Here is a 17,825-nt window from a genome sequence, read left to right on the forward strand (position 1 = left end):
GGCGCGGTGCGTTATTTTGGGGTTTTTGGGTGAAACTCGGGCGGGGTTTCGTTAATTTTTTTGGCCTATGTCGAATCTTACGCCACTCATGAAACAGTTCTGGGACATCAAGTCTGTCCACCAAGATAAAATCCTTCTTTTCCGCATGGGGGACTTCTTTGAGATGTTCTTTGATGATGCTGTGAAAGCAGCTCCGGTGCTGGGAATTGCACTGACTCAAAGAAATAAGAAATCCCAGGACGAAACGCCGATGTGCGGAGTGCCTCATCACTCTATCGCAGGTCCGATCAATAAACTTCTGGCCGCAGGATTCAAGATCGCCATCTGTGATCAGCTCGAAGATCCAAAACTTGCCAAAGGCATCGTGAAGCGTGGTGTGACCCGCGTTCTGACGCCGGGGATGGTCTATGATTCCGACACGCTGGATGGCACAAAGCCGCACTATCTGGTCAGTCTTGACTCGGAATCCTTAAGCTTCCTGGACACCACAACAGGCGAGGCATTCTTCTTCCGTTCCAAAAAGACCACCGAGCTTTTGCGCTTCCTGCAGATTCTGCCGGTAGCCGAGATCGTTATCGCGAAAGAAGATGAATCTTTGCTGACGGGTGTGGATGGCGTACTGATCAGTCATCACGAGGACATCGCAGACCTGCTTCATCCGCTTCTTAAAAACGAGGCGCCGATGTCGGCAGCTCGTTTGGTTTCCTATGTCGGCAATATGTCTGGCGAAGAATCCTTGGCGACTATTTCTCCGTTTGTGATGCGTGACCTTGAACATCGACTGGAAATCTCCAGTACGACGCTTCGTCATCTGGAAGTTTTCTCGACCTACAAGGGCGAAGGCCTGGGTAGTTTGTTCCATGCTATCAACCGCACGCAGACTTCGGCCGGCAGCCGTTTGCTGCGTCAGTGGTTGAGCTTCCCACTGCGTGATTTGAATGCGATCGAACAACGTCTGAGCTCTGTTGAGTTCTGGCGCAGTCACGTTCTGGAATTAAAACGCGTTCGTCAGATTCTGGGCCAGATGGGTGATATCGAAAGACGTCTGGGTAAGATTTCCCAGCCTCAGTGCAATGGTCGTGATCTGCTGGCATTGGCGGGCAGTGTGCACGCGGGCATCAGTGCTTTGGAGGTTTTGGTTCACGCAACGGGTGGCAAGGCCAACTTTGAAGGCCTTCGTGATCTGGCGTACAAAATCGAACGCACCATGGTTGAGGATCCACCTTTGGCGACCAAGCAGGGTTATTTGATCCGCAATGGTGTGTCTCCGGAACTGGACGAGCTGATTGAACTTTCCACCAATGCGCAGGCCATGGTGTCTCGCATGGAAGCTGAAGAAAAAGAAAAGACCGGTATTTCCAGCCTGAAGATCCGCTATAACAACGTCTTTGGCTATTACATTGAAATCACCAATTCCCATAAAGACAAAGCGCCGGCGCACTATCAGCGCAAGCAGACTTTGACCAATGCGGAACGCTATTGCACAGATGAACTGATCGAACTTGAAAGAAAAGTTCTGAGCGCCAACACCAAGCGTGCCGACCTTGAATTTGAATTCTTTGAAGCGCTTCGCAAAGAAGTCCTGGCTCAGTGTCCGGGGCTGTTGGCACTGGCCCACGAGTGCAGTGAAGTCGATGTGGTGGCAAGCCTTGCATGGCTAAGCCTTGAAGAAAAATACGTTCGCCCGAAATTCTCGGCGGATGGTTCTTTGAAAATGAAAGCCAGCCGCCACCCGGTGGTTGAGCAGACGGTGAAAAAGAACTTCGTTGCCAATGATCTGGAGCTTCGCCAGCATTCCTGCCTGTTGCTGACAGGTCCCAACATGGCCGGTAAGTCCACATTGATGCGTCAGGTGGCGTTGAATGCCATTCTTGCGCAAATGGGTTCTTTCGTTCCGTGTGACGAGGCTGAAATGCCGATCTTTGATGCGATCTTCACCCGTATCGGGGCGAGTGATCAGTTGTCTGAAGGCCTGTCCACATTCATGGTCGAGATGACTGAAACATCCGCGATGCTGAAAAATGCCACCAAAGATTCTTTGGTCATCCTGGATGAAGTGGGGCGTGGGACCAGCACCTTCGATGGTATGTGTCTGGCGCAATCCATCCTTGAACATCTTTTGAGTGATGTGAAGGCTTTGACCTTCTTTGCCACTCACTATCACGAACTGACATCGTTGGATCAAAGCTTCGGTCAGATCACCAATGCCCACATGACGGTGGCAGAAAGAAACGGTGAAATCCGTTTCCTGCATACTCTTGTCAAGGGACCGGCACTGAAATCTTACGGGGTTCAGGTGGCCGAGCTTGCGGGCTTGCCGGCAACCGTCACCAAGCGTGCAAAAAGCCTTCTGCGTGATATCGAATCCAAACGTGTTCAGGCCAGCAGCCAATTGTCGTTGCTGGATTCTTTGACGTCGGACGAGGTTTACGTAGAACCCGTGGTGGTGAACGTGGATCCGGAAGCGGCTCGAGTGGGCGAGAAAATGAAGTCCCTGATGGAAGAGCTGCAAAAGTTCCCGCTGATGCAGACAAGTCCTTTGGATGTTATGAATCAGGTCGCTAAATGGAAAGAGATCGTCGAGCGCGTTTAAACTTGAGTCGGCTGGCAAATTCGGTGATCCTTTAAAGTCAGAGGACTTTATGGCCCACAAGACGTTTTTGACAGCCGAGCAGTTTCAACAGGCGCAGGAAATCCTGACTCCCCCTCTGATGACACCGGACGGGGATGTGCGCCAGGTGTTTTGTTTTTCCTCGGAAAGTCTGTCCCACTGGCTGGGCACCAAATTAGAAGAAATCCTGAAAGAAAATCCGCAGTGGCGCGACACCCATCCCATCATGCTGGGGTCCTGGGCCCGTGGTGAGCTAAGTCCCAAATCCGATATCGACATCCTTTTTTGTGGTGATGAAGCGCAAGTTAAAGCCTTCACCGATCATCTGCACGAGCGCGGTTTAAAGCTTCGCTATCGCATGCCTTTGAATATGGACGACTGGACCGAAGGGGTTGAAGCCTTCGACATTCTGGCGCTGTTAAAAGCAAAGCCTTTGACTGCCGAAGGGGCGCGCAAGCTGTTTGAGCAGCAAAAGAACATCTGGACCCGCAAAAAGCACTTCCGTCGCATCCTGCTTAAAGCCATCAAAGATGAACGCAAGAACCGCGAAAAGCGTTTTGATTCCATCACCAATTATCTGGAGCCCAATATCAAGTTCGGCCCCGGGGGCTTGCGTGATCTGGAGCAGGGGCTGCAGATCTATGAGCTGTTCGCGGAAAAATTCAACAATCCCGGCCACGCCCTGAATGTGCTTCAGTACTATCGCAGTTATTTCCTGAGCTTGCGGCAGAAGCTTCATCTGGACGGTCACGGGGACATTTTATCCAGCGCCGTGCAGTTTGATCTGGGAAAATGGATGGGCTTTAAGTCCCACAAGGACTTCATGCGCAACTTGCAGCGCGGTCTTTCCCGGGTCAGCTTCTATTCGGACTGGATTGTTGAAGTTGCCGAAGCCTCTGAAAAAGATCTGCGCAAAATTGAAAGTGGCACTTTTAAAAAGTTCGAGGATTTTTTAGCTGCGTTACATAAGAGTCCCCGCGTGCTGGTGCAAAAGAAAGTCCGCGAGAATCTGGATTCACTCATTCCCGATAAGCTGGTGAAAACCATGGCCAAACGCCGCGGTAAAGCACTGGATGAAGTTTTGGATGTGAAAGAATCCGACGAGTTTCTGGTCAGTGTGTTTCGTTCGCGCCTGATCGACAAACTGGTGCCGGAAGTGCGTCGCCTGGTGGGTTATGTTCAGCACGATCAATATCACAGATTCACTGCTGATTCCCATATCATGCAGGCGTGTCGTGAAGTAAAACGTATCTATAAAAAGCCCTCTGAACTGGGGCCGATGAAATTCATCAGCAAGGATCTGACCAGGGAAGACTGGAAGATTCTGACCTGGTCCTGTTTGTATCACGATCTTGCCAAGGGGCTGGAAAGCGCCGAGCATCACTCGGACCTGGGCGTGATGATTGTTGAAAGAGACTTCCGAAGCTATGGATTTTCAAAAGCGTTTACGGATGAAGTAAAGTGGATGGTGCAAAACCATCTGGAGCTTTCGCAAGCCGCCTTCCGCAAGAACCCGAAAGACCCCAAGGTCTGGCAGGAACTGCGGGAAAAAGGCATTTCCGATGCGCGCCTTTTAAGATTGGCGCTGTTCACGGCCATCGACATTCGGGCCACCAATCCCGAAGCGTGGAATGACTGGAAGGCGAAGCTTTTAAAGGACTTGGTCTTAAATCTTCAATCCAAACGTGCGCAGAACTATTTTGATTTCGAGTCGCTAAAGAAACGCAAGAAGTTGAATCTAAGTGCTGAAGTGGTGGAAGAGCTGGGCCTTCAGTTGCTTGAAAGTGTTTCTTTAACAGATCTGGTGGACGACTTGAAGAAAGCTGAAACCAGCGAGGTCTCGTTAAAACCACGCATGCTGAAAACGCGCAAGGGCGAGTTGTGGATCCGCTTCCATGACAAGAAAGACCGTCGCGGTCTTTTGAGTGACTATGTAGGCCAGTTGTATTCATTGGGTCTGGGGATTCGTCATGCCTCCATTCATACGCTGCCCAAGGTCGGTGTCTATGACTGGTTCCAGGTGACCAGTTCCCGCAATCTGACAGCATTGTCCAAAATGATCGAAAATGCGTCGGTGCAAAGCAAGCCCGTGCCGGCGGTGAAGTTTGATACGATTCAGATCGTCAGTGCGGATGACAAGGAATGGGTGGTCAGCTTTAAAGGAGCCGATCAGCCGGGGTTGCTCGCGTCTGCTGCCAAAGCCCTGAGTGATGCGGGGATGAGTATCAAGTCCGCCCGTGTGCATACGTGGGGGCGTCAGGTGGATGATATTTTTGTGGTGAAGCCGTCAGGCGATGCCCAGGAGCTGGTGAAAAGTCTTTCGGAGAAGCTCGGATCTTAGTAGCCCCTAAAAACAAAAAGAGCCCTCTTGGGGCTCTTTTAATTTCAACTAGAAACTAGTTGTTTTTCTTTTTTGCCGCACCAGTGATGCCAGTGTGGTTTCTCCAGTTGTACTCTGGATCTGTTTTGGTGCGATTGTGCCAAGCTTCCCATTTTTTCTTAGGAAGTTTATGAGAGACCTGACCCTTTTCATCAAAGATGTCTGGATCTTTACCTACCAAAAATTGACCGATGGACTTCAGAATACCCATTTATAACCTCATTGAATTGCTATCCCAATATAAGCGAGCAAGGGGGCTCGAGCAAGATAGCAGGTTCATGAGTGCGGCGCGTCTTAGGAGCGTGGGTTTGCGCAAACGTCGATGATATCCAAACCGCGGTCTTCTGAAACTCTGCCAGCACCTTTGTAGAAGCTGAAGCACTGTTGGGCTGCTTGTTCGTAAGCTTCTTCGTAGCTGCCTGCGGATTTTTTAAGTTCCAGAGTCTGGCCGGAAAGTTTGTATTTAAACGTGTATTCTTTGGAAGCGGCATCGCGGCTGCTCCATGCGAAGGAAGTGCAAGAGAAAGCCAGGATTGCGATAGTGATGAATGTTTTCATAAGTCCCCCTTGGTCAGGTTTCATGTTCTTGCTTTTACATAGAGCAAGGGGTGCGCCATAAAAACGGCGGATATGCCCTAAAAATGCCTCGTAACATATTGTAATAACGAGGTTATTTCATCTCATAGTGAGGCGTCTCAAAGGGGTATGCAGGAACTAGTCAGGTGACATGTTAGGGAATGCGGTTGATAAACTTTTGGACACTGCTAAGCTTTCATAAAAACCAACAAGGACGTTTCTATGAGAGTTTTTCTTTTTGCGCTTTTGCTTCTGACGGCGACGACTTCTCAGGCCGGAACCCGAGGTCAGTTCTTGGGAATGCAGCTGATCGTGAATATCGCATCGGTCATGTACGACGGCTCCAACGACAGTTCCCCGCACGTGCTTTTTGAGGCCATGAACAGGCCGGAGCAGGATTCTATGGTGGGACGGGGAAAAGTGCTGGAAGCGCCTCAGAAAGTGCTTAATTTCATCTGCGCTCGTAAAGGTGAAAACAACTATCATTGTGCCATCTACATCCATCAGTCGCCTTTGGCGCGTATTGGTCCGGGGATGGCGCATTTCGAGGCTCGGGGGGCTGAGGCTCGCGCCCTGTTTGAGCAGTTCCACACCCAGGACAATCGCTTTTCCTTCCGCGATGGTGATGGGCTGTTCCTGATTGAGGCCACGCCAGAGCGATTTGTGATGAAATTCAACTCGAACGGCGTTTAGTTTCGCGCCATTTCCTGTAATTACTTTGCCCCCGAAAAAGGCCCTTTGAGTGAGGGCCTTTTCTGTTATAGAACCTTCGCTAGTCGGAGGTTTAACCAAATGAAAACATGGATTGCTTTTATTTTGCTGTTTGTGGGCTTGTCAGCCCAGGCGCGCACTCTTTTGGTCAGCGATGTCGATGACACGATCAAGCTGGCCCACATCAAAGATTTGTCTGAGGCCGCCCGATACGCTTTTGACTCCAGAAGCCGTTTTGCCGGGATGAGCGAATTGTATCACCTGATCGCCAAAGATCAGCCAGATCTTGAGATCGTCTATCTTTCCCGTGCTCCGGACTGGTTTATGGGGCGCACCCACAGAAAGTTCCTGGAAAACGGAAACTTCCCGGATGGCGAATATATCAACCGCACCAATTATGATTCTGACGTTCACAAAATCTACACCTTAAGAGAAGTCATGGCGAAAGTCCGTCCGGATAAAGTCATCTTTGTTGGCGACAACGGCGAGCAGGATCCAGAGATCTACAAACAGATTTCCGAAGAATTCGCCGGTCGTGGTGTTGAGTTTCATCAGTTCATCCGCGTGGTTTATCCCAAGACCAGCATTTTACTGGTCTTGCCGGAAATGATGCTGGAAGGGCAGACAGGATTTGTGACTCCGGTGGAGGTGGCACTGGATCTGGAAAAAGCCGGCATTCTGAAGTCTTCTTCCGTGCAAAACCTGATCAAGACCGTGTTGCCGAAAATTCTGGATGAGCCCAGTTACACCGCCGAAGGCGAAGTGGCCTTCCCGTATTTTGTGAACTGCCGTGATATGGTGTGGAAGTGGGATGCGGCCATCCCGCGCTTTGACGGAGTGAAAAGCGTCAAAGACCGTATCGTGAACCGTTGCAAGCTTCGCCCTTAGGATAAAGATGTTATTAAAGTACCAGCTTCCCCGCATTTATGAAAACATCCTGCCGCGTGAAATTTTGCAATTCGCACCGGAAGAAAAAAAGGCCACCTGTGATGCCTGTGCGATGTCACGTCCACAGAACAAGGCCAAGATTCATTATCGCGCGGATCTGAAGTGCTGCACCTTCCATCCTTTTTTGGCGAACTATATGGTGGGGGCCACGTTCCTGGACAGTACTGCCACGGAAGCTCATCGCATCTTCCGCGACAAAATTGAGCGTCGTGAATACGCACTTCCCATTGGTTTGGTCGCGCCGGTGAAATACCAGGTCCAGTTCAACAATCGCGAAGAAGGCGACTTCGGTCAGCGCGAGGACTGGCTGTGCCCGTACTTCAATAAAGAAAGCCAGAACTGCAATGTGTGGCGCAACCGCGGTGTGGTCTGCACGACGTTCTTCTGCAAAAGCTCTTATGGCAAGACGGGCTTAAAATTCTGGGAAAAGTTCAGTAATTATCTCTGGTATGTCGAGCTGGCCCTTTTGGAAGAGGCCTTGGCGATGCTGGATTTTTCCCCGCGCCAGGTGATGACTTTGTTGGACTATCACAATCGATTTGACGGCACAGCGGCCGAAAAAAAGTCCTGGGTGATCCCGGAAAAGCTCTCTCGCGAGCTGTGGAACGGGTATTATGATGATCAAGAGGGCTTTTTCAAAAAGAGCTTTGAGATTGTGGCCAATTTGGATAAAAGTGCCTTCCATGAATTGATCGGTGAGCAGGGGCAGTCTCTGGAAGAAGAGCTATTCACCATACTTCCCAAACTGAAAAGTGAATAAGCAGGGTGAGATATATGACTATTCAAGAAAAACAAAACAAGGTTATCCAGGACTTCTCCGCACTTGCGCAGTGGGAAGACCGCTATAAGAAAATCATCGACATGGGTAAGGCTTTGCCGGAAATGCCCGAGTCTTTGAAGACCGAGCAGAACGTGGTGAAGGGTTGCCAGTCTCAAGTCTGGTTGTCGGCTTCGTTGAATGATCAAGGGCAGGTTCACCTTCAGGGTGACAGTGATGCTTTGATTGTGAAGGGCTTGGTTGGTTTGCTGTTGAATGTTTATTCCGGATCAACTCCGGCAGAGATTTTGGCGACTCCGCCAGAGTTTTTAAAAGCTTTGGGGTTTGAAGGAAACTTGTCGCCGAGTCGTGCAAATGGTCTTCACTCGATGCTGAAGCAGATTAAGCTTTATGCGACGGCATTCGATTATTTGTTAAAAACTAAAAAGTAGTTGTCTTTCCCTGTCACATTACACAAACTTGTAATGGTGGATGTTCATGATGAGCGTCCAGAGGGGACAAAGTGAAAAGGAATTCATTCGTCGCGGCCGTCAGTGTCGCGGTTGCAGCAACGTTCTCAGTCGGTTTTGTTAATATCACTCCAAAAGTTATTTATGGCGAAGACAACCGTGTGGACGTGTACCAGGTCCAGCGCTCTGACATTCGCGAAATTGCCGATTCCACCGTGGCTTTGATTCCGTCCCGCTCTGTGGTTCGTGATGCCCAAGGCAACTTCAAAATCAACACGACAACTTATGGTCACGAATTGGATCTTTGCAAATCCGAGCCATTCTTTGATCAGCCGACAGCAGCGAACTGCTCTGGCTCTTTGGTTGGTGAGGATTTGATTGCAACGGCTGGTCACTGCATCAGCACTAAAGATTGCGGCACTTACAGTTTTGTCTTCGGCTTCCGTATGCTGGATGCGAAAACAGCTCCACAGACGATTTCTGCTGACGATGTTTACACCTGCAAAGAAATCGTGGCGCGCGAATACACATCCGCTCAGGATTACGCATTGGTTCGTTTGGACAGACCGGTTCGTGGTCATCGCGTATTGGCGATCCAATCGACTCCAGTACAGCCAGGTGATGATATCTACGTTGTCGGTCATCCATCGGGTTTGCCAACCAAGATCGCTGATGGTGCGAAAGTGCGTTCTCAAAAGAACGGCTACTTCGTGACTAATTTGGATACATATGGCGGCAACTCGGGTTCTGCAGTATTTAATGCCCGCACGAATGAAATCGTGGGTATCCTTGTTCGTGGTGCTCAGGATTTTGCCTATGACCGTGCAAATCAGTGTACGATCAGCAACCGTTGCACTGATGAAGGCTGTCGTGGCGAAGATGTGACGAACATTTCTTTCATCTCTCAGGCTTTGAAACAGTAAAAGATTTTAAAATTTAAAAACGAAAAACCCACAGCTTCCTCCGAGTTGTGGGTTTTTTGTTTTTTCAGGACCGCGCTACTGATATCTCAGAGGGCGGCCTGGTTCAGCCGGATCCGCGGGTCTGATAGGCTGAGCTTTAATAGCTCCTTCAGCAGGGCAGTCGCGGGTCGTGCTTTCGAGTCGGGCCATATCACCCAGTTTATCCCGATGAGCTTCCCCCGCACACGGCAGGAGAGGGGATTCTTTCTGAGTACTGGCCGGTTTACGTTTCAGTTCTTCACTTGTCTCTGTGGCACTGGACGCGTTTTTATCAGAAGTCATGCGTTCCGGAGCCCCTTTGACAAATTGAGGAACGATCATCAGAAGAGCCGTTAGCCACAGGGCAAATTTCATAACGACCTCCTTTGCACCTTTATTATAGCGCACTGGGAACGATGCCGCTTTTCAAGTGGAAGAGGGTTGCTGCGAGGTTTGAAACTGCCAAAAGACAGGCTTTGTTTGCGCCGTTGGTCGGGTAAAAAAAAGGGGAGGTCTTTAAACCTCCCCTTTGGGAATGCCTGTTAAATTGTTGCGTGAACGCGGTGAGTGTCGTCCATATCGTCAAGATAGTTCAGGAACTCTGCGACGTCTTTTCTTTGTTCGTCAGAAAGTTCCGTGATGTTCTTGGCTTTGTAAGACAGCTCCCCTTTGGTGATTTTCCAACCACGGGAAGTCAGTGCTTCACGAACCGCATCCAGATCGTCAGCGGCAGTGAAGAACTCATAAGTGCCTTCGTCAGCAGAAACTTCATTGGCGCCAGCTTCGATGGCTTCTTCATCCGGATCAAACGATCCGTCCTTAGTGCCTTCAATCAGGCCCACGCGATCAAACATCCATGCAACAGAGCCGGTTTCACCCATGCTCCCTTCGTGGGATTTGAAGGCGTGACGCATGTCCGGAGCCGTTCTGTGTTTGTTGTCCGTTTGGCACTCTACGATGACACCAACTCCATGAGGGCCATAGCCTTCATAGGTCAGCTCTTCGATCACCTTGCCGTCATCCAGAAGACCCGCACCTTTTTTGATGGCGCGTTCGATAGTGTCATTCGGGCAGGAAACTTTTTTAGCTGCATCCACAGCCAGACGAAGACGGGCATTGGCATTGGGATCAGGGCCACCAGCTTTTGCAGCAACGGCAATCTCGCGCGCAAGTTTGGTGAATATTTGGCCTTTTTGTTGAGCTTTCTCAACTTTACCGGCGGTTTTCCATGATTTACCCATATATCTCCTTCTTAGGCTTGGGACTTATTGCACCAAATCAGGAAATATTTGGCAAGAAAGGGAGCGGGATGTAAAAGGGGCTATGTTCAGTTTTTTGGTCCCTGATGTGTGGGAAAAAATAGACAATATCGAAAAATCCTGTGAGGAAGCATTTAAACTCACTCAACCCTGGACTCAGATGCCTGAAGATCCGGCAAGGGACGTCCTTTTGCTGCATCCAAAGCTTCACCCCCCGAAAAAGGGCTTTTCTTCTGCTGAAGGGCAGGCCCGCATGCTGCACGACCTGGCCAATATCGAACTTCAGGCCATGGAGCTGGGTGTAAGAACCCTGACCGAGTTCCCGGACGCCCCCCAGGGCTTCAAAGAAGAGCTGGTGGCCATCACCATCAATGAATCCGAACATCTGCGCATGTGCCTGGAGGGTATTGAATCCCTGGGGTTTAAATGGGGCGATTGGCCGGTGCACTCCGCACTTTGGCGTGCGGTCGGTGCTGAAGACACCTTGTTGGATCGTATCCTGATCGTGCATCGTTATCTTGAAGGCAGCGGCCTGGATGCCGGGGATACTTTGATCCGCCGTCTGGAAGGCCTGGGGTCGAATGGCCCGATTCAAAAGATCGTAAAACAGATCAATCACGACGAAATTGGCCATGTTAATTTTGGTTCTGAATGGTACCGCGAAATCTGCCGTCAGGAAAAGATGGATGCCGGCGAGGACTTCTTTAAGCGCATGGCGGATTTGCGTCTGCGTTTGCCCAAGCGAATTGAGCCGGTGAACCGCGTTTTACGCTCCAAGGCCGGTTTCACGGATGAAGAGATTCAGTATTTTGAAAACCTGCGCCTTGATTTCATGAACAAGGACAAAAAGCCCTAATCCAGATCGTGGTAATACGACAAGGTCATGGACGCGAAGCTGTGGAAGTTGTCTCGTTCTTCAAACTCGGGTGAAACGGTCACAAATCTCCAGATAAAGCTGAAGTTCATGTACTGCACACCGTAACCAAATTCCGTTTCGGCGACAAAGGGTTTGCGGGTCACATGCGGGCCGTTGTGAAAGATACTGCCGTCGATAAAGATGTTATGCCCCACCAGATTTCCGCGGGCGGCACCGTAAACATATGCCCGCCATGGCAGATCGGCTTTGCTTTCGCGTGGATCTTTGATCATGTCACCATCTGAAGCTGAGGGGCGGGTGGGACCAAAGTCGTTCGGTATATTGACTCCCAGTCGTCCAATCACGCCGGTGTGTGCAGCAACCAGGGCATTGCCCAGGGATCCTCCGACATAGGGAATCACGTCAAACATGCGGCCGGTGGTTTTATCCAGCACATCGACAAAGCGCACTTTCTGAAAGTAGGAAGCCTGCACGATCGGCTCGGTGTCGATTTGATTGTCCCAGCCTTGTGCTTCGGGCACATCGACAATGTGGTGGAATCCATTTTGAACCTGTTCGCCCATGGCCGGAGGCCCGACGATACCGATATCAAGCTCCAGGCTGTGGCTGTGGGTTTCGGTTTTGTAGTTTGCTGTAAACCCCAGGTACAGCCAGGCCGCATAGGGGCGGTCATCCAGAATAGGTTCTTTGGTGTCGGTGTTTTCCGGAGTGTAGATTTTCTGATTCAGGGAAATGCCGAAGTTGGTGGTTGATTGCTCAAGTTCCTTCTTGAGTCCCTGTGACCACTCCGTCAAAGTGGGTGCCCAGGATGGAATGGTGTCTTCGGCATAGATGTAAGCAAATCTAAAACCGCTTGAATAATCATCATCGGAGTTCGGTCCGCCCATGCGGCGGGTGTCGTTTTCAATCGTTGCGCTGTAGGATTCCCCTTTGCTGGCTGCGATCGCCAGCGGGTTGAATCCTGCAAAAACCAATGCAGCCAGCAGCAATGCCCTAATCAAGACGTTCGTCCTCTTCAAGGAAGCGCCATTGGCCTTCAGGAAGCTGACCCAGGCGGATTTTCCCAATGCGCACACGTTTTAGGCCTGTGACTTTCAAGCCCACCAGTTCACACATGCGACGGATCTGACGTTTTTTACCTTCCTGCAAAACAAAGCGCAGCTGATCTTCATTCAGCCATTCGACTTTGGCAGGTTTAAGCTTTTTGCCATCCAAAGAAAGACCGAAATTCAAAAGCTTCAGTTTATCCGGTGGCAGCTGACCTTGCACACGCACGATGTATTCTTTTTCGACCTTGGATTCTTCGCCGATGATTTTTTTTGCGATTCGTCCGTCCTGCGTAAACAGCAGCAAGCCTTGGGAATCAATATCCAGGCGACCGGCCACAGCCAAACCTTTGAAATGTTCTTCTTTCAGGCGGGTTTTGGAATTTCCGAACTGATTTTGTGCTGTGATCAGTTTGATCGCCGGCTGGTAGGGTGGTTCCGGTTGGGCGGAAACATAGCCTACCGGTTTGTTTAAAAGAATTGTAGCCAGACGTTTTTGTTGTTTCAGCGCCTGAGCTTCCAGTGTGATCTTTACATCCGGGCTGACCTTGGTGCCCAGCTGATCGATGATCTCGCCGTTGACCATCACCAGCCCGCGGGAAATATAATCATCAGCCTCGCGGCGGGAACAGATGCCTTTTTCAGCCATCAATTTGGAAAGGCGTACTTTATTGTCTTCGCTCATAGGCGGATCTCCGTCCAGATGTTGTCCATCTCGTAAAGGCGCAGATAAGAAATTTCTTCGGCCTTCACCTGACTTTTTAGTTTTTCCAGAAAATACAGACAGATGTTTTCTGTCGTCGGAATGTTTGTTTTAAATTCCGGAATCACGAAGTTCAAATGCTCGTGATCCAGTTTTGTCGTCAACGAATTCAGGACAGACTGATAATGATCGGCCTGCGTCTGCCAGTTTTCATTCTGACCGTGAAAGCCTGCTTCCAGCACATAGTTGTGCCCATGTCCGTACTGCGTGTAGCAGCGGCCAAAGGTTTCGCGGTTCTTTTGTTCATCCCATTGGGGTTGAGCATAAAAGTGCGCGGCGCTAAAGGGGCTTTTAAGGGTGATGATCATGTCAGATTGATTCCGCCGTCGACAGAAAGCACAGCCCCTGTGGTCCAGGAAGAAAGATCCGAGCCCAGGAAGTAAACCGCACGCGCGATGTCTTCAGGCTTTCCGATGCGACCCAAGGGTTGCAAACCGCCCATTTTATCCAGGGTCTCTTTTTTCTGATCGTCCGGCAAAGCATGGAACTGGTGAATCGGGGTGTCGACCAGGCCTGGGCACACGCAATTGGCGCGGATATTCAGAGGTCCGCCTTCCAAAGCCAGACTTTCTGTCCAGTTCACCAAGGCGGCTTTCACCGCTGAATAAGCGGAAGTCGGGCCTTGAGGACGCAGTCCCAGTGTCGAGGAGATATTCACGATACTGCCGCCGCCTTGTTCTTTGAAGTACGGGAAGAAAGCGCGAACAATGCGCAATGGTCCCAACATGTTAACTTCAAACTGACGACTCCACAGTTCATCGGATCCCGAGTCAGTGGTGTTGCTTTCATAGATGCCGGCATTGTTCACCACGCATTCCACGCGGTGGATTTTTGCGCCCATGACTTCACCCAGGCGCTTGTTCAAAGCGGCTTCATCAGACAGATCACAGGAGACGATGGAAGCACCACTGCGGCATTTCAAAGCCACGTCCTGCAGGCGCTCTTTGTTGCGACCCATAAGATAGACAAAGTATCCGTTTTTGGAAAATTCGATTGCGGTGGCGGCACCGATGCCACTGCTGGCGCCGGTGATAAGGACGGCTTTTTTCAAGTTGGACCCCCGAACCCCACTCCGGCTTCGTCGGAGTGCTAATAGATTTGAACTGGACTTATGGTAGCAAAAGAGGGGGCCGAAGAGAAGTTATGTCCATGCGCGAAGCGACGTCTATCGGAATAAAGTTCTTCTTTGTCGGTCTTTTGATCTTCGGGGCCTTTTTCAGCCATTTTTAAACCCGGCCACGCCACTAACAAATAAAAAAAAGCCGGGTGGGAGCCCGGCTTTTAACGGATGAATTTGAAATAGGAACAGTGTTAAGCCACTTTTTTTGCTGCCGTGTAGTGGTAGAACTTCTTGTCGAAGTCCGGCGCCTTCATGCCTTCTTTGGTGATCAGGCCGGCTTTAAACCAATCAAAGTGCTCTGCACAGAAACCTGCTTTATCGGATTTCTTTTTGCAGCCTTCGCCGCAGCAGCGAGCAGATTCAAGGGAAACAACATTGTTTGGGATCTGTTTATCAAATTTTTTGTCAGCCATACGTGTGACCTCCAGATGAAATCTTAAGCTGGTTGATTGTCTTAAGACATAAGACTTATCGGCGAAGGTCTTGCAGACTTTAGGAAATCTTCTCAAGTTTAGAAGTCTCAGTTTGAGACGCCTATTGGCTAATATAGAGGAAATGGCGGCAAAGAATGCCCTGCCGCCTTAGTGGCTTAATTCACCGTGATCATATCGTTCACGTTAAAGTCACCGGGCATTTGCTTCAGGCCTGAGCCATCTTTTTGGATACGGAAGGTGCCCTCATTGGTGGTGAAGAAGACATGCTTACCCACGACATAGAAGGATTTGATGCCGGTTTGATTTACCAAAACTTCTGCTGTGGCGTTGGCGAAGTCTGTCAGATCAATACGTTGTAGTTTATTATCAGCTCCCAGGAAGAAAATAAAGTCCCCGGAAATAAAGCACGCAATGCTCGGTTTGATAACGCTGGAGTTAATGAATATGGACCATGCAGGCTGGGTGTTTTCTTGATAGCGGAATCGCTGGGTGACGGGAGCGGAAAGATCCACAGTCAATACACCCCTGCCAGTCACGATATGGCGTTTTTCCGAGTCGATAGTGTATTGTCCGCGGCATAGCAGGGTGCCGGTATCATAGTTCATGTTACTGGTGAAGGGTTTGATTTGTTCCACCGGCGTGTGTACAACTCCGGTCGGGTGAATATTTACTTCGCTCAGGGTGAAGTCCACATCTGTGATGGCAGGTGAGCTTGCTTGCAAATGATGGTACGGTCCGCTATTGGATCGTACCGAGAATAATTTCCCGTTGTGGTGAATATAAGAAAACTCCTGTGGGCCGCCATAGGGAGTGATTTGAACTTGGGTCATATCCCCATTGGGAGTCATAGCTATCGTTGGATAGTTTTCGTCGCCGTTGTCGAGGGTTCGTACTACTTGGGCTGCCACATTGTAGTTTTCATCAATCAGCATCGGCTCGCGGCTGCCGCCTTCGTCCGGAACATCTCCCTCATCATTCCACCACAGTGTTGACTGGGAGGTGAGGAATCGATCGCCTGGGATAAATGTGTAATTGGCAGGCAGGGTGATGTGAGTTTGAAGCTGTTTGGTTTCCAGGTTCATTCGTTTTAGATTTTTCAAATCACTGCTGAAAGCAAACAGGTGCCCATTAAACAAAGTGACGGATCGGGTATTGATATCCATTTCTTCCAGACGAATGATGGATCCATTCTGGATATTCACCAGACCGATAAAGGCATCCTGAATTACCACCAAAGCGTATTTCTTGGAAAGCCACTTTACCTGAGAAATGGACAGTTCAAGCTCATGTTCGATGCCTTGGTCATTCACCCAGATCTGGCGGGTGTATTCGCCAGAATCCAATAGATTATAAAGACGATCCATTTTTCCTGTGCTGGCTTTGGAAAGCCCTGTTGAAGAGGAATCCCCCGATGCGCGGAATAAAGCCGTCGTGCCATTCATTTTGAATGATGTGATGTCGCTGAGGCTGGAAGATTGATGGGCACTTTGCGGGGTGCATGCGGAAAGAACCAGTAGACCGGCCCACAGAAAGGAATTGTTTTTCATAAACGAACCTCTTTTCCCAGTACCTAAATTTTCGGCGGGACCGAGGTGTTTTTGCAGTCAAAATACGGGCAAAATCAGAGATGCTAAGTAGTGAAAAAAGCACACTCCGTATCAAATGAAGATATAAACTTAAAAGTATTTGCAAAAGAAAAAGCCCCTGGAAAAAGGGGCCTTGCCGGTTAAATCAGTTTCAGGAAGCGGCCCAGATCAACGGGTTTAGAGAACAAATACCCCTGGCCAAAACGAGCGCCCAGAGTTTCAAGCACCAGCGCTTCTTCGTGGTGTTCGATGCCTTCGGCGATGACTTCGATATCCATGGCGTGCGCCAAGTGGATGATCGAGCTGACGACCGCTTTGGATTTTGGATCACTCAGAATCTTCATTACGAATGAACGGTCGATTTTCAGAAAACTGATCGGCATCTGGGTCAGGTATTGCAGGCCCGAGAATCCGGTTCCGAAATCATCGATGGAAATCGCATAGCCCAGGCTGCGGCACTGGTTTAGAGCATCAATGGCGATCGCGCCATCCATCATGATTCTTTCGGTCATTTCAAGTTTGATGTTCTGGGTGTGCAGGTCATGCTTTTCGCGCAGATCTTCCAGATTGTTCACGAAATCAGAATGCGTGAACTGACGGCCGGAAATATTAATGCTCATCATGAAGTCATCAGACATGCGATCTTTTTTGTTCAGACGCAGCTGATCTTGAATGGTGCGCAGGTCTTTCAGGGCCTGATTGATAATCCAATGGCCAATCGGAATCACCATCGAAGAGTTTTCAATGATGTCGATGAAAAGATTCGGGGAAACCAAACCATGCTGCGGGGAGTTCCAGCGCAGAAGGGCCTCGCAGCCCGTGATGGTTTTGTTTTTAAGATTCACGATCGGCTGATAGAACAGTTCAAATTCCTTGTTCTGGAAAGCCTGGAAAATCTGATTTTCAAGTTTGATCTGATCCAGCGCACTTTGAGTTCCGTCATCACCCGCGCCTGAATTGTCGAATTCAGCTTCAGAAATACGGGAACCACCCGGGCCGCCGATGTTTTTGCGGCGCAGGCGTTTTAGCAATACACGCATCAAAAGCTGAACGACTTTGTCAGCAGTGGAAACGCGTTCCAAAACCTGTTGTTTGGTGACGATGGCCAGACGGACATCTTCCAAAGCGCGCACACTGGCAGAGCGGTTTTGATTGTCGATCAGGGCCATTTCGCCAAAGATTTCGCCTTCACCCAGGATAGTTAAGGGAATTTCCTCTTTGTCTTTGGTGATGTAAATCAGCACCCGTCCTTTTTCGATGATATAGGCGCAGTCACCTGCATCGCCTTCGCTGAAAATGATCTGATCTTTGTGGATGTCGACGGACTGAGCTGCTGCATTCATATG

The 17,825-nt window shown here is 49.8% G+C and carries 19 protein-coding genes; 8 read left to right on the forward strand and 11 right to left on the reverse strand.

Going from position 1 to position 17,825, the window contains the following annotated elements; translation table 11 throughout:
• The first annotated feature begins 88 nt into the window (after positions 1 to 88).
• Both mutS and AC04MQ_RS14840 read left to right on the forward strand, forming a co-directional pair.
• Positions 89 to 2,593 carry a DNA mismatch repair protein MutS gene (gene mutS, locus AC04MQ_RS14835; protein WP_475392465.1) on the forward strand — a complete coding sequence of 835 codons (2,505 nt, stop codon included), beginning with the start codon at positions 89 to 91 and terminating at the stop codon, positions 2,591 to 2,593.
• Between the two features lie 49 nt (positions 2,594 to 2,642).
• Positions 2,643 to 4,952: a [protein-PII] uridylyltransferase family protein gene (locus AC04MQ_RS14840; protein ID WP_475392466.1), complete on the forward strand. Its 2,310-nt coding sequence runs from the start codon at positions 2,643 to 2,645 to the stop codon at positions 4,950 to 4,952.
• 55 nt (positions 4,953 to 5,007) lie between these two features.
• Here the strand turns inward: AC04MQ_RS14840 and AC04MQ_RS14845 are convergent, their stop codons facing one another.
• Together AC04MQ_RS14845 and AC04MQ_RS14850 are read right to left on the reverse strand one after the other, a co-directional pair.
• A complete protein-coding gene (locus tag AC04MQ_RS14845) occupies positions 5,008 to 5,202 on the reverse strand; it encodes a hypothetical protein (RefSeq protein WP_011164408.1) in 195 nt (64 codons plus the stop codon).
• 83 nt (positions 5,203 to 5,285) lie between these two features.
• Entirely contained in the window at positions 5,286 to 5,549 is a 264-nt protein-coding gene (locus AC04MQ_RS14850; protein WP_015091059.1) for a hypothetical protein, read from the reverse strand.
• A 240-nt stretch (positions 5,550 to 5,789) separates the two neighbouring features.
• Here AC04MQ_RS14850 and AC04MQ_RS14855 point away from each other — a divergent pair, with 240 nt between their 5' ends.
• The 5 genes from AC04MQ_RS14855 (at position 5,790) to AC04MQ_RS14875 (ending at position 9,376) form a co-directional block, all read left to right on the forward strand.
• Positions 5,790 to 6,260 carry a hypothetical protein gene (locus AC04MQ_RS14855; RefSeq protein WP_015091060.1) on the forward strand — a complete coding sequence of 157 codons (471 nt, stop codon included), beginning with the start codon at positions 5,790 to 5,792 and terminating at the stop codon, positions 6,258 to 6,260.
• A gap of 99 nt (positions 6,261 to 6,359) precedes the next feature.
• Positions 6,360 to 7,166, forward strand: a complete 807-nt coding sequence (locus tag AC04MQ_RS14860) for a phosphatase domain-containing protein (protein ID WP_015091061.1) — start codon at positions 6,360 to 6,362, stop codon at positions 7,164 to 7,166.
• 7 nt (positions 7,167 to 7,173) lie between these two features.
• Positions 7,174 to 7,986, forward strand: a complete 813-nt coding sequence (locus AC04MQ_RS14865) for a hypothetical protein (RefSeq protein ID WP_015091062.1) — start codon at positions 7,174 to 7,176, stop codon at positions 7,984 to 7,986.
• 14 nt (positions 7,987 to 8,000) lie between these two features.
• On the forward strand, positions 8,001 to 8,435 hold the full coding sequence (locus AC04MQ_RS14870; protein ID WP_015091063.1) for a SufE family protein: 435 nt from the start codon (positions 8,001 to 8,003) through the stop codon (positions 8,433 to 8,435).
• Between the two features lie 71 nt (positions 8,436 to 8,506).
• Complete coding sequence (locus AC04MQ_RS14875) at positions 8,507 to 9,376, forward strand: trypsin-like serine peptidase (protein WP_475392467.1); 870 nt, start codon at positions 8,507 to 8,509, stop codon at positions 9,374 to 9,376.
• A gap of 75 nt (positions 9,377 to 9,451) precedes the next feature.
• On the opposite strand, the gene AC04MQ_RS14880 is transcribed toward AC04MQ_RS14875, so the two are convergent.
• Together AC04MQ_RS14880 and AC04MQ_RS14885 are read right to left on the reverse strand one after the other, a co-directional pair.
• Positions 9,452 to 9,769, reverse strand: a complete 318-nt coding sequence (locus tag AC04MQ_RS14880) for a hypothetical protein (protein ID WP_015091065.1) — start codon at positions 9,767 to 9,769, stop codon at positions 9,452 to 9,454.
• A 167-nt stretch (positions 9,770 to 9,936) separates the two neighbouring features.
• A complete protein-coding gene (locus AC04MQ_RS14885; RefSeq protein ID WP_015091066.1) occupies positions 9,937 to 10,635 on the reverse strand; it encodes a YebC/PmpR family DNA-binding transcriptional regulator in 699 nt (232 codons plus the stop codon).
• An 82-nt stretch (positions 10,636 to 10,717) separates the two neighbouring features.
• On the opposite strand from AC04MQ_RS14885, the gene AC04MQ_RS14890 reads away from it, so the two are divergent.
• The gene (locus AC04MQ_RS14890; RefSeq protein ID WP_015091067.1) at positions 10,718 to 11,509 is read left to right on the forward strand and encodes a DUF455 family protein; all 792 of its coding nucleotides are present in this window, start codon (positions 10,718 to 10,720) and stop codon (positions 11,507 to 11,509) included.
• Here AC04MQ_RS14890 and AC04MQ_RS14895 read toward each other — a convergent pair.
• The 7 genes from AC04MQ_RS14895 to AC04MQ_RS14925 form a co-directional block, all read right to left on the reverse strand.
• The gene (locus tag AC04MQ_RS14895; RefSeq protein ID WP_235046075.1) at positions 11,506 to 12,531 is read right to left on the reverse strand and encodes a lipid A deacylase LpxR family protein; all 1,026 of its coding nucleotides are present in this window, start codon (positions 12,529 to 12,531) and stop codon (positions 11,506 to 11,508) included. The genes AC04MQ_RS14890 and AC04MQ_RS14895 overlap by 4 nt on opposite strands.
• Positions 12,524 to 13,261 (reverse strand): pseudouridine synthase, encoded by a 738-nt coding sequence (locus AC04MQ_RS14900; RefSeq protein WP_015091069.1) that lies wholly within the window; start codon positions 13,259 to 13,261, stop codon positions 12,524 to 12,526. The genes AC04MQ_RS14895 and AC04MQ_RS14900 overlap by 8 nt, the downstream gene beginning before the upstream one ends.
• Entirely contained in the window at positions 13,258 to 13,647 is a 390-nt protein-coding gene (locus tag AC04MQ_RS14905; protein ID WP_015091070.1) for a 6-carboxytetrahydropterin synthase, read from the reverse strand. The genes AC04MQ_RS14900 and AC04MQ_RS14905 overlap by 4 nt, the downstream gene beginning before the upstream one ends.
• Positions 13,644 to 14,390 (reverse strand): SDR family NAD(P)-dependent oxidoreductase, encoded by a 747-nt coding sequence (locus AC04MQ_RS14910; RefSeq protein WP_015091071.1) that lies wholly within the window; start codon positions 14,388 to 14,390, stop codon positions 13,644 to 13,646. Before AC04MQ_RS14910 ends, AC04MQ_RS14905 begins: the two co-directional genes overlap by 4 nt.
• 260 nt (positions 14,391 to 14,650) lie before the next feature.
• On the reverse strand, positions 14,651 to 14,872 hold the full coding sequence (locus AC04MQ_RS14915; RefSeq protein WP_015091072.1) for a hypothetical protein: 222 nt from the start codon (positions 14,870 to 14,872) through the stop codon (positions 14,651 to 14,653).
• Between the two features lie 176 nt (positions 14,873 to 15,048).
• On the reverse strand, positions 15,049 to 16,440 hold the full coding sequence (locus AC04MQ_RS14920) for a hypothetical protein (RefSeq protein ID WP_475392468.1): 1,392 nt from the start codon (positions 16,438 to 16,440) through the stop codon (positions 15,049 to 15,051).
• Positions 16,441 to 16,619: 179 nt separating this feature from the next.
• Positions 16,620 to 17,822, reverse strand: a complete 1,203-nt coding sequence (locus AC04MQ_RS14925; protein ID WP_015091074.1) for an EAL domain-containing protein — start codon at positions 17,820 to 17,822, stop codon at positions 16,620 to 16,622.
• Positions 17,823 to 17,825: the final 3 nt, after the last annotated feature.

It is taken from the genome of Bdellovibrio sp. MYbb2, from assembly GCF_056175685.1.

Coding starts and splice junctions, on each gene's coding strand:
- mutS (WP_475392465.1), top strand. CDS start 89: ATGAAACAGTTCTGGGACATCAAGTCTGTCCACCAAGATAAAATCCTT.
- AC04MQ_RS14840 (WP_475392466.1), top strand. CDS start 2,643: ATGGCCCACAAGACGTTTTTGACAGCCGAGCAGTTTCAACAGGCGCAG.
- AC04MQ_RS14845 (WP_011164408.1), bottom strand. CDS start 5,202: ATGGGTATTCTGAAGTCCATCGGTCAATTTTTGGTAGGTAAAGATCCA.
- AC04MQ_RS14850 (WP_015091059.1), bottom strand. CDS start 5,549: ATGAAAACATTCATCACTATCGCAATCCTGGCTTTCTCTTGCACTTCC.
- AC04MQ_RS14855 (WP_015091060.1), top strand. CDS start 5,790: ATGAGAGTTTTTCTTTTTGCGCTTTTGCTTCTGACGGCGACGACTTCT.
- AC04MQ_RS14860 (WP_015091061.1), top strand. CDS start 6,360: ATGAAAACATGGATTGCTTTTATTTTGCTGTTTGTGGGCTTGTCAGCC.
- AC04MQ_RS14865 (WP_015091062.1), top strand. CDS start 7,174: ATGTTATTAAAGTACCAGCTTCCCCGCATTTATGAAAACATCCTGCCG.
- AC04MQ_RS14870 (WP_015091063.1), top strand. CDS start 8,001: ATGACTATTCAAGAAAAACAAAACAAGGTTATCCAGGACTTCTCCGCA.
- AC04MQ_RS14880 (WP_015091065.1), bottom strand. CDS start 9,769: ATGAAATTTGCCCTGTGGCTAACGGCTCTTCTGATGATCGTTCCTCAA.
- AC04MQ_RS14885 (WP_015091066.1), bottom strand. CDS start 10,635: ATGGGTAAATCATGGAAAACCGCCGGTAAAGTTGAGAAAGCTCAACAA.
- AC04MQ_RS14890 (WP_015091067.1), top strand. CDS start 10,718: ATGTTCAGTTTTTTGGTCCCTGATGTGTGGGAAAAAATAGACAATATC.
- AC04MQ_RS14900 (WP_015091069.1), bottom strand. CDS start 13,261: ATGAGCGAAGACAATAAAGTACGCCTTTCCAAATTGATGGCTGAAAAA.
- AC04MQ_RS14905 (WP_015091070.1), bottom strand. CDS start 13,647: ATGATCATCACCCTTAAAAGCCCCTTTAGCGCCGCGCACTTTTATGCT.
- AC04MQ_RS14915 (WP_015091072.1), bottom strand. CDS start 14,872: ATGGCTGACAAAAAATTTGATAAACAGATCCCAAACAATGTTGTTTCC.
- AC04MQ_RS14920 (WP_475392468.1), bottom strand. CDS start 16,440: ATGAAAAACAATTCCTTTCTGTGGGCCGGTCTACTGGTTCTTTCCGCA.
- AC04MQ_RS14925 (WP_015091074.1), bottom strand. CDS start 17,822: ATGAATGCAGCAGCTCAGTCCGTCGACATCCACAAAGATCAGATCATT.